The sequence below is a fragment of the Methylobacterium sp. J-077 genome, assembly GCF_022829365.1.
GTDB lineage: Bacteria > Pseudomonadota > Alphaproteobacteria > Rhizobiales > Beijerinckiaceae > Methylobacterium.
On record NZ_JAKSYJ010000137.1, the window covers coordinates 62,019 to 70,372 of the forward strand.

General features: G+C 68.7%; 6 protein-coding genes. 5 read left to right on the forward strand and 1 reads right to left on the reverse strand.

Annotated features, from left to right (window positions below; translation table 11 throughout):
• Positions 1-38: 38 nt before the first annotated feature.
• Both hemH and MKL11_RS16670 read left to right on the forward strand, forming a co-directional pair.
• Positions 39-1,121: a ferrochelatase gene (gene hemH / locus MKL11_RS16665; RefSeq protein ID WP_243945215.1), complete on the forward strand. Its 1,083-nt coding sequence runs from the start codon at positions 39-41 to the stop codon at positions 1,119-1,121.
• Positions 1,122-1,215: 94 nt separating this feature from the next.
• Positions 1,216-1,374 (forward strand): hypothetical protein, encoded by a 159-nt coding sequence (locus MKL11_RS16670; protein WP_243945216.1) that lies wholly within the window; start codon positions 1,216-1,218, stop codon positions 1,372-1,374.
• A gap of 246 nt (positions 1,375-1,620) precedes the next feature.
• Here the strand turns inward: MKL11_RS16670 and MKL11_RS16675 are convergent, their stop codons facing one another.
• Positions 1,621-2,529: a peptidylprolyl isomerase gene (locus MKL11_RS16675; RefSeq protein WP_243945217.1), complete on the reverse strand. Its 909-nt coding sequence runs from the start codon at positions 2,527-2,529 to the stop codon at positions 1,621-1,623.
• Between the two features lie 249 nt (positions 2,530-2,778).
• On the opposite strand from MKL11_RS16675, the gene secA reads away from it, so the two are divergent.
• The 3 genes from secA to MKL11_RS16690 form a co-directional block, all read left to right on the forward strand.
• On the forward strand, positions 2,779-5,673 hold the full coding sequence (gene secA, locus MKL11_RS16680) for a preprotein translocase subunit SecA (RefSeq protein WP_243945218.1): 2,895 nt from the start codon (positions 2,779-2,781) through the stop codon (positions 5,671-5,673).
• A gap of 13 nt (positions 5,674-5,686) precedes the next feature.
• Positions 5,687-6,358 carry a dethiobiotin synthase gene (bioD, locus tag MKL11_RS16685; RefSeq protein ID WP_243945219.1) on the forward strand — a complete coding sequence of 224 codons (672 nt, stop codon included), beginning with the start codon at positions 5,687-5,689 and terminating at the stop codon, positions 6,356-6,358.
• 266 nt (positions 6,359-6,624) lie between these two features.
• A partial coding sequence (locus MKL11_RS16690; RefSeq protein ID WP_243945220.1) for a potassium transporter Kup occupies positions 6,625-8,354 on the forward strand: 1,730 nt, incomplete at its 3' end.

Sequence of the window (8,354 nt, forward strand, 5' to 3'; positions counted from 1 at the left end):
CAGAAGAAGGACTCGGCGCGCGGCGCCGGAACGCTGCCATGAACGAACGCGTCGAACCCGCCGCGCTGGCGGATGGCCGGCCCCTCGCGACCCTGGTCCCCGCCGCGGGCGGCCTGCCGGCCGATCACCCGAAGGTCGCCTGGGGCCGCGTCGGCGTCCTGCTGATGAATCTCGGCACCCCCGAGGGCACCAGCTACTGGCCGATGCGGCGCTACCTCAAGGAATTCCTGTCGGACCGGCGGGTCATCGAGGTGCCGCGGCTGATCTGGTGGCCGCTGCTCAACCTGATCATCCTGACCAAGCGCCCGGGGCCGAAGGGCCGCGACTACGCCAGCGTCTGGAACAACGCCCGCAACGAAGGTCCGCTCAAGACCACCACCCGCGGCCAGAGCGAGCGCCTGCAGGCCGCGATGGGCGATTCGGTGGTGGTCGACTGGGCGATGCGCTACGGCAAGCCGGAGGTCGCCGACCGGCTCCAGGCGCTGCTCGACCAGGGCTGCGACCGGATCCTGCTGGTGCCGCTCTACCCGCAATACGCCGCCGCCACCTCGGCCACCGCCTGCGACCAGGCGTTCCGCGCGTTGATGGACATGCGCTGGCAGCCGACCGTGCGGGTGTCGCCGCCCTATCACGACGACCCGGTCTACATCGCCGCCATGGCCGATTCGATCCGGCAGGGCCTGGCCAAGCTGGATTTCGAGCCCGAGGTGATCCTGACCTCGTTCCACGGCGTGCCGCGCAGCTACCTGCTCAAGGGCGATCCCTACCATTGCCAGTGCCACAAGACCGGCCGGCTGATCCGCGAAGCCCTGGGGATGTCGCCCGAGCGCATGCGGGTGACCTTCCAGTCGCGCTTCGGCAACGAGGAATGGCTGAAGCCCTACACCGACGAGACCGTGACGGAGCTGGCGAAGTCCGGCGTCAAGCGCATGGCGATCGTCGCCCCGGGCTTCACGGCGGATTGCCTGGAGACGCTGGAGGAACTCGACGGCGAGAACCGCCACTATTTCGAGGGCAACGGCGGCGAGCGCTTCGCCTACATCCCGTGCCTCAACGATTCCGACCTCGGGATGAAAGTCATCGAGCACGTGGTGCGCCGCGAGCTTCAGGGCTGGCTCTGACGCAAAACCGCCGGGGCGCCGCTTGCGGACGGCCCTGGCCGGCCTATCATCGTCCGAAGCTGGACAATTCCCAGATCCGGCCTCGGAGGATCACATGGCGTTCTTCATCGGGATCGCGTGTCCCTGGCTGCTGATCGCGGTGCTCGATCGGATCGCCGAAGGCCGCCGTTCGGCTGAGCTCGTGGCGCTCGGCGTTACGGCACCGACCCCGCCCGGGAGTTCGTCGTACCTGAATCCCGACCGGCCGTATTGAGGGCTCAGGCGTCCGGGATCACCGGATGTCGGAGGACGTGAGAGTTCTCTGGTCGTTCGATCACTCTCCTTGTCATCCCGGGGCCGCGAAGCGGAGCCCGGGATCCAGAAACACAGGTTGAGCAAACCTTGCGCTTTCGGCGGCTCTGGATTCCGGGCTCGCCTGCGGCGCCCCGGAATGACACGGTGACTTATCCGGCCCCTTCTCCTAACCGGCCGAGGGGGAACACCTTTTGTCCCTATCCGATCACGGCTTCTTCGTCTCCGGCGCCGGCTGAGCCGCAGCGGGCGCCGCGTCGGTGCGGTCGATCTTGGCCTCGGCGCGCAGCTTCAGGATCAGGTCCTGCTGCGCCTTGCGGACGATGTGCTGGTCGATCTGGTCCTTCAATTCGTCGAAGGTCGGCTGCGGCTTGGTGCGCTTCTCCTCGACCTTGATCACGTGCCAGCCGAACTGGCTCTTGACCGGGTCGGAGACCTGGCCAGGCTTCATCGCGAAGGCGGCGTTGGCGAAGTCCGGGACCATCCGCTCCTTGGTGAACCAGCCGAGATCGCCGCCCTCGGCCTTGGAGCCCGGGTCCTTCGAGGTCTCGGCGGCGACCTTGGCGAAATCCTCGCCGCCCTTGATCCGCGCGGCGATCTTCTTGGCGTCGCCCTCGTTGTCCACGAGGATGTGGCGCGCGTGCACCTCCTCCTCGGGCTTCATCAGCTTGACGGTCTGGTCGTAGATCGCGTGCTCGGCCTCGGGCGTCACCGCGCGCTTGGCCTCCTGCTCCAGGTAGTCGTCGAGCAGGAGCTTGTCGCGGAAATAGGCGAGCTTGCGCTTGAACTCCGGCGTGTCGCCGATCTTGGCGGCCTCGGCGGCCTGCGCGCCGACCCGCAGGTCGACCATGTAATCCACCAGCAGCGACTTCTTCTGCGCGTCGTCCACACCCGGGAGCGACAGGGCCGGGTCGTCCGCCGCGATGGCGAGGTCGCCCTGCGTGATCGGCTTGCCGTTGACGCTGGCCACCACGGTGTCGGGGCTCGGTGTGGGGGCCGCCGTGTTCGCCGCGGGCGTCGATGGGGCCGCCTGAGGCGCCTGGGCCAGCGCGAATCCCGGCATCGCGAGCATCAGGGCGAGCGCGCTCGCGCGCCGGAGGAGAGCGGTGTTCGGCATGCTGGCGTAGTCCTCGGCTGACGTCTCGTCGCCGCCCCTGTCGAAGGCGGGCGGCAGGCCGCGGCACAGGTGGCGCGCGGCGCCCGAGAAGGCAAGCGCTGCCGTTTCGGGCTTCAGGAACCGGTCGCGTCGGGGGCCGCCTCTTTCAGGTGCGTCGGCGGATGTTTACCTCTATAAGCCCGGCCAACTCCGCCAAGGCCGGCCCGCCACGCTCACCCGTGGACGGGCTCGCGCGTCCGCAGGTCAACGATGCTCGGCTCCATCGCCAAGAAGATTTTCGGTTCCTCCAACGACCGGCGCGTCAAGGGCTATCGCCCGCGCGTGGCGCAGATCAATGCGCTGGAACCGGAGATCCAGGCCCTGTCGGACGACGCGCTCCGGGCGCGGACCGACATGCTGAAGGCGGAACTCGCCGGCGGCAAGAGCCTCGACGACATCCTGGTGCCGGCCTTCGCCACGGTGCGCGAGGCGGCCAAGCGCGTCTTCGGGCAGCGCCATTTCGACGTGCAGCTGATCGGCGGCATGGTCCTGCACGAGGGCGGCATCGCCGAGATGAAGACCGGCGAGGGCAAGACCCTGGTGGCGACCCTGCCGGTCTACCTGAACGCCCTGGAGGGCAAGGGCGTCCACGTGGTCACGGTGAACGACTACCTCGCCTCCCGCGACGCGGAGTGGATGGGCCAGCTCTACCGGTTCCTGGGCCTCACCGTCGGCACCATCGTGCACGGGCTCGACGACGAGCAGCGCAAGGCGGCCTATGCCTGCGACATCACCTACGGCACCAACAACGAGTACGGGTTCGACTACCTGCGCGACAACATGAAGTACGAGCTGTCGCAGCTCGCCCAGCGGGGACACAACTTCGCGATCGTGGACGAGGTCGACTCGATCCTGATCGACGAGGCACGCACGCCGCTGATCATCTCGGGGCCGGTGGATGACCGCTCCGAGCTGTACGTGTCGGTCGACGCGATCCTGCCCCGGCTGGTGCGCGAGCATTACGACCTCGACGAGAAGCAGCGCACGGTCTCGCTCACGGAAGCCGGCAACGAGTTCGTCGAGGTGACCCTGCGCGAGGTCGGCCTGCTCAAGGACGGCGACCTCTACGACGCCCACAACGTCAGCCTGGTCCACCACGTGAACCAGGCTCTGCGCGCCCACACCCTGTTCACCCGGGACAAGGACTACATCGTCAAGAACGACGAGGTGGTGATCATCGACGAGTTCACCGGCCGCATGATGCAGGGACGGCGCTACTCGGAAGGGCTGCACCAAGCGCTGGAGGCCAAGGAGCGGGTGACGATCCAGCCCGAGAACCAGACGCTGGCCTCGATCACCTTCCAGAATTATTTCCGCCTTTACAATAAGCTGGCGGGTATGACCGGCACGGCCTCCACCGAGGCCGACGAGTTCGCCGAGATCTACAAGCTCGACGTGGTCGACATCCCGACCAACAAGGAGGTCGAGCGCGTCGACGAGGACGACGAGGTCTACCGCACGGTCGGCGAGAAGTACGACGGCATCATCGCCGAGATCGACAAGGCGCATACCCGCCACCAGCCGATCCTGGTCGGCACCGGCTCGATCGAGAAGTCCGAGCACCTGGCCGAGATGCTGAAGAAAGCCGACTACACCCTGCTCGACTATTCCGACCCGAACGCGCTCACCGACGTCTACAAGGCCGCCCGCGAGGGCCGGGTCACCAAGCGCTTCGCCGTGCTGAACGCCCGCTTCCACGAGCAGGAGGCCTACATCGTCGCCGAGGCCGGGGTACCGGGCGCGATCACCATCGCCACCAACATGGCCGGCCGCGGCACCGACATCAAACTCGGCGGCAATCTCGAGATGCGCATCGAGAAGGAGCTGGGCCATCTCGCCGACGGCCCGGAGCGCGACGCCGCCATCGAGGCGATCAAGGCGGAGATCGCCGACAACCGCGCCAAGGTGCTGGCCTCGGGCGAGCCGGCCGATCCGGAAGCCGGCCGCAAGAAGGCCTTGCCGGGCGGCCTCTACATCATCGGCACCGAGCGCCATGAATCCCGGCGCATCGACAACCAGCTCCGCGGCCGCTCCGGCCGCCAGGGCGATCCCGGCCGCTCGAAATTCTACCTGTCGCTTCAGGACGACCTGATGCGGATCTTCGGCTCCGACCGCATGGACGGGATGCTGCAGAAGCTCGGCCTGGAGCAGGGCGAGGCGATCATCCACCCCTGGATCAACAAGGCGATCGAGAAGGCGCAGCAGAAGGTCGAGGCGCGCAACTTCGACATGCGCAAGAACGTGCTCAAGTACGACAACGTCATGAACGACCAGCGCAAGGTCGTGTTCGAGCAGCGCCGGGACTTCATGGCCCAGGAGAGCGTGCGCGAGACCGTGGACGAGATGCGCGAGGGCGTGATCGACGACCTCGTCGCCCGGTTCATCCCGCAGAACGCCTATGCCGAGCAGTGGGACGTCGCGGCCCTGCGCGAGCAGGTCCGGGAGGTGCTCAACCTCGACGAGCCGGTGGAGGACTGGGCCAAGGAAGAGGGCATCGCCGACGAGGAGATGCGCGAGCGCCTGCTCAAGGCCGCCGAGACCGCCTACGCCGCGCGGGCCGAGAAGAACGGCACCGAGATCACCGCCTATATCGAGAAGCAGGTCCTGCTCCAGACCCTGGACCACCTGTGGCGCGAGCACCTCGTGACCCTCGACCACCTGCGGCAGGTGATCGGCTGGCGCGGCTTCGCGCAGCGCGACCCGCTCAACGAGTACAAGTCCGAGGCGTTCGACCTGTTCAACAGCCTGGTGACGTCCCTGCGCGAGCAGGTGACGGCGCAGCTCTCCCGCGTCGAGATCGTGCACCAGCAGCCCGATCAGCCGGCCTTCCCGGGGAGCCCGCCGGAACTTCCGCAGATGTTCGCCCAGCATCTCGACCCGGTGACCGGCGAGAACGAGATGGACTATGCCGGGCAAGGGTCGGGCAGCGACGGGGGCGGCGGTCCGGCCTACGGCTACGCTGCGCAGGGCCTGTCGGTCGACGGCGCCGTGCTGGAGCGTGACCCGAACGATTCCGCCACCTGGGGCCGGGTCGGGCGCAACGAGCCGTGCCCCTGCGGCTCGGGCAAGAAGTACAAGCACTGCCACGGCACCTTCCAGGCCTGAGGCGGCCCGTCCCATGGCCGCCCGCACGGTCTTCGTCGCCGGCGCCGGCACCGAGATCGGCAAGACCTACGTCACCGCGGCACTGACCCGGCGCCTGCGGGGGCAGGGACGGCCGGTGCGGACGCTGAAGCCGCTGGCGAGCGGCGTGCCGCCGCTGAGCGACCCGGCCTTCGCGGAGAGCGACACCGCCCGGCTGCTCGACGCGCAGGGCCTCGCCGTCGCGGACGAGCATGTCGAGGCCTGCTCGCCCTGGCTTTTCGCGGCCCCGCTCGCCCCCGATCAGGCGGCCGTGCTGGAGGGCCGGTCCGTGGCGCTCGCCGACCTCGTCGCCTGGTGCCGGGCGCAGATCGCCTGCACCGAGGGAACCCTGATCATCGAGAGCGTCGGCGGGCTCATGAGCCCGGTCACCGAGACCGCCACCGGGCTCGACTGGCTGCGGGAACTCGCCGTGCCGGCGCTCCTCGTCTCCGGCAGCTATCTCGGGGCGATCAGCCACGCGCTCACCGCCCGCGAGACCCTGCGCCTGCACGGCGTGCCGCTCCTCGCCGTGGCGGTCAGCGAGAGCGAGGGGGCGCCGGCGCCGCTGTCGACCGTGGCCGCGGCGATCGCCCGCCATGCCGGCGTCCCGGTCTTCGGCCTGCGGCGCGGCGACGCCTGCCCGGAGGCGCTGGCCGATCTGGTGTGAGCGGGGCGGGTCGCACACGGCGCCGGTCTGATCGATTCGCCCAATACCCACACCGTCATTGCGAGCGCAGCGAAGCAACCCAGTGTGGCGCGCGGTTTCCGAGTGTAGCGGATCCCTGGGTTGCTTCGCTCCGCTCGCAATGACGTGAGGGCCGATGGCAAGCCCTTCGGTCGCAAGCGGATCCGGCCGCCTCTGCTTCCACTTCGACGGCGCACGCTCTACCTGTTCCGCTAGGGAAATAAATTGAATCCCGCGGGAGCCGTGCGTTGAGTCAGTCCCTTGCCCCCACGGCGGCTCCGGACTCCCGGGCCGGTGCCGGTGACGACGCTGCATCCCGGAAGGGCCAGCTCAAGCCGGCGCTGATCTTCGGCGCGCTCGGCGTCGTCTACGGCGATATCGGCACCAGCCCGCTCTACGCCTTCAAGGAGGCCGTGAAGGCGGCGACCGCGGGCGGTGCGTCCGTGCCCGAAGCGGCCACCGGCGCGGTGTCGCTGATCCTGTGGTCGCTGATCCTGATCGTCTCGCTGAAATACGCGGTGCTGATCCTGCGGGCCGACAACAAGGGCGAGGGCGGCATCGTCGCCATGCTCGCCCTGCTCGGGGCACGCCAGGCCCGGCACGGCACCTGGAAGGCGGCGCTGCTGGTGGTCGGGCTGATCGGCGCCGCCCTGCTCTACGGCGACGGGGCGATCACCCCGGCGATCTCGGTGCTCTCGGCCATCGAGGGCCTGAAGGTCGACGCGCCGTCGCTCGGGCATTTCGTCGTGCCGATCACGATCGCGATCTTGGTCGCGTTGTTCGCGGTCCAGCACAAGGGCGTGGCGGTGATCGGCCGGGTGTTCGGCCCGGTGATGCTGGTCTGGTTCCTGGTCCTGGCCGCCCTCGGGATCGCCGGCATCCTCGGCAAGCCGGAGATCCTCGCGGCGCTGAACCCGCTGCGCGCCGTCGACTTCATGCTGCATGCCGGCTGGCACGTGAGCTTCGCCATGCTCGGCGCGGCCTTTCTGGCGGTGACCGGCGGCGAGGCGATGTATGCCGATCTCGGCCATTTCGGCGCGATGCCGATCCGGATCGCCTGGTTCGCCCTGGTCCTGCCGGCGCTGGTGCTCAACTACTTCGGGCAGGGCGCCCTCCTGCTCGCGTCGCCGGACGCGGTCGAGAACCCGTTCTTCCGCCTGTGCCCGGATTGGGGCCACTACCCGCTGATCGCGCTCGCGACGCTGGCGACGATCATCGCCTCGCAGGCGATCATCTCCGGCGTGTTTTCCCTGACCCAGCAATCGGTCCAGCTCGGCTTCCTGCCCGCCATGCGGATCGTCCAGACGGCCAAGGAGGAGCGCGGCCAGATCTACGTGCCGATGGTGAACTGGCTGCTGGCCGTCGCGACCCTGGTGGCGGTGGTGCTGTTCGGCTCCTCCGACGCGCTGGCCGGCGCCTATGGCATCGCGGTCTCGATGCTGATGGGCATCACCACCCTGCTCGCCGCGCTGATCGCCCTGCGCTGGGGCTACAACCCGATCCTGGTCTTCGCGGTCAACGGCGTCTTCCTCGCCATCGATACCGTGTTCTTCGCGGCCAACAGCGTGAAGGTCCTGGAGGGCGGCTGGTTTCCCCTGGTGCTGGCCGGCCTCGTCGCGCTGATGATGCTCACCTGGAAGAAGGGCAACGAGCTGGTCGAGGAGGCGCGGGTCGCCCTGCGGCTGCCGGAGGACGCCTTCCTGGCCGGGCTCCAGCACCGCGAGCTGATGCGCCTGCCCGGCACCGCGGCGTTCCTGTCGGCGGCCGAGCACGGCATCCCGCTCCACCTGTCGCGCTTCGTCGAGCGCAACCGCGCCCTGATGGAGCGGATCCTGATCATCACCGCCCTCTACGAGGAGACCCCCACGATCCCGGTGGAGCAACGCGCCCATGTCACGATCCTGGCGCCGGACTTCTACCGGGTGATCCTGCGCTACGGCTTCATGGAGGATGCCTCGATCCCGGAGGGCCTCGCCTG